This is a genomic window from Rathayibacter sp. KR2-224 (genome assembly GCF_049446075.1).
Taxonomy (GTDB): Bacteria; Actinomycetota; Actinomycetes; order Actinomycetales; family Microbacteriaceae; genus Humibacter.
In genome coordinates, this window is record NZ_JBMSEB010000007.1 from 1 (window position 1) to 2,344 (window position 2,344).

Genomic DNA, 2,344 nt, shown 5'->3' on the forward strand with positions numbered 1-2,344 from the left:
TGACGGCGCTCACTGAAATTCCCCACTTCTGCTCGCCGAAATTCCCCACCCTGGGTCGCTCCGTCGTATGGGGCGGGCCTCCCTTGATGCTGGTGGTCTCTGACCACACACCAGCCTTCGAGGGAGGCCCTGTTCTCATGCTTTCAGAGAGGAGCAGCGTGGACATCCACGCTCTGAAGCGGCAGGGGATGACGATCAGCGAGATCGCCCGCCGCACTGACCATGACCGCAAGACGATCCGTGCGTATCTGGACGGGGACCGCGCTCCCGGGGTTCGTCGGCCCGCCGTCCCTGACGCGTTCGACGTGTTCGTCGACTACGTGACCGCGAGGCTGATCGAGGATCCGCATCTTTGGGCGGTGACGCTGCTCGACGAGTTGCGCCCGCTCGGGTTCGAGGGTTCGTATCCGACCTTGACGCGGCAGATCCGCGCCCGCGGGCTGCGGCCCGTCTGCACCGCCTGCGCCCATGTCACGAAGCGTGCGAACGCGGTGATCGAGCACCCGCCCGGGGAGGAGACCCAGTTCGACTGGCTTGAGCTGCCCGACCCGCCCGCGCATTGGGGGTTCCCGACGAAACGGGCTTACCTGCTGGTCGGGTCGCTCGCGCACTCCGGGGTCTGGCGGGCCGTGATCGCCCCATCGATGGACATCCCGCACCTGCTCGCCGCGATGACCACGCTGCTGGGTTCGCTGGGCGGGCTGACGCGGGTCTGGCGGTTCGATCGGATGCGGACCGTGCTGGACCCGGTGACCGGGGATCTCACGTCGATGTTCGCGGGATTCGCGAAACACCACGGTGTCCAGCCCGTGGTCTGCCGGCCCCGTTCGGGGAACCGGAAGGGCGTGGTCGAGAAGAACAACCACACCGCCGCCGGGCGCTGGTGGCGCAATCTCCCCGACGAGCTCACCCTGGAACAGGCCCAAGCTGGCGTGGAGGTCTTCGCCCTTGGGCAGGACGCTCGCAAGCGGGAGGGCGAGCACGGGTCCACGACCGCCGCGGTCATGTTCGCCGCGGAGCGGCTCCGGCCGCTGCCGCCCGTGGTGTTCCCGGTGGTCCTCACCGAGGAGCGCACCGCGACCAGGCAGGCGCTGATCGACTGGCGCGGGAACCGTTACAGCGTCCCACCCGAGCTGGCCGCCGCGAAGGTCACCGTCCGGCAGCGACTCGGCGCGGCCACGATCGACATCGCCACCCTCTCGGGCGCCGTCGTTGCCCGGCATCGGATCGCCGAACCCGGCCTCGGGGTCACGATCCGCGACACCGGGCACATCACCGCCCTCGAAGCGATCGCACTGGCGTCCGCGCCGCCGGGACGCCCGCACCGACGCAAGGAACGCATCCCGCCCGGACCCGTCGCCCGCCAAGCAGCCGCGGCGCTGACCGGCACCACCGAACCCACCTCGACCGTGATCGATCTGGCCGCTTACGAGCAGGCCGCGAAGAACAGGAACACCCTCCGATGACCACCCCCAAGATCACCCCGACCGCGACACCGGCCAGCGTGTTCCAGCAGCTGCGCAATCACCTCACCGATCTGAAGCTCGCCGACGCCGCCGAGGCGCTCCCACGCGTCCTCGATCAAGCCCAAGCCGAGAACTGGACCCTCACCCACGCGCTCGAGCGGCTCCTGCAGGTCGAGGTCACCGCGACCGACGCGCGCCGCCTGACCGGCAGGTTCCGGTTCGCGAACCTCCCCACCGGCGCGACCCTGGACGACTTCGACCTCGACGCTGCCTCCGGCATCAACCGGTCGCTGCTCACCGAGCTCGGCACCTGCCGGTTCCTCGAGACCGCCACCAACGTGCTCCTGATCGGCCCACCCGGAGTCGGGAAGACGCACCTCGCGACCGGGCTCGGCCACGCCGCGGTCACCGCCGGCTACCGGGTCTACTTCACCTCCGCCGCCGACCTCGCCGCCCGCTGCCACCGCGCCGCGATCGAAGGCAAATGGTCGACGATGATGCGGTTCTTCGCCGGCCCCACACTCCTCATCATCGACGAACTGGGCTACCTCCCGCTGCCCGGCGAAGCCGCCTCGGCCCTGTTCCAGGTCATCAACCAGCGCTACCTGAAGACCTCGATCGTGATCACCACAAACCGACCCGTCGGCGCCTGGGGCGAGATCCTCGGCGACACCACCGTCGCCGCCGCCATGCTCGACAGGCTCCTACACCGATCCGTCGTCGTCACCCTCGACGGCGCCTCCTACCGGCTCCGCAACCACCACGCCGCAGCAGACGAACTCCGCCGCGTCACCACCGGCACAAACCTGCGCTAGCGTTACCCCGCGACCTGGGGAAATTCGCTGAGCAACTCTGGGGAAATTCGCTGAGCGCCGTCA

At 69.3% G+C, this 2,344-nt stretch carries 2 protein-coding genes; both read left to right on the plus strand.

The window, feature by feature from the left end; genetic code table 11:
• The coding region (locus ACO2Q7_RS17255) for an IS21/IS408/IS1162 family transposase (RefSeq protein WP_423356960.1) at window positions 1-1,466 on the plus strand (1,466 nt) is incomplete at its 5' end.
• On the plus strand, window positions 1,463-2,281 hold the full coding sequence (gene istB / locus ACO2Q7_RS17260; RefSeq protein WP_423356961.1) for an IS21-like element helper ATPase IstB: 819 nt from the start codon (window positions 1,463-1,465) through the stop codon (window positions 2,279-2,281). The genes ACO2Q7_RS17255 and istB, both read left to right, overlap by 4 nt.
• Window positions 2,282-2,344 lie beyond the last annotated feature (63 nt).

Bases quoted from the DNA above. Each gene is read 5' to 3' on its own strand.
- istB (WP_423356961.1), top strand. From the start codon at position 1,463: ATGACCACCCCCAAGATCACCCCGACCGCGACACCGGCCAGCGTGTTC.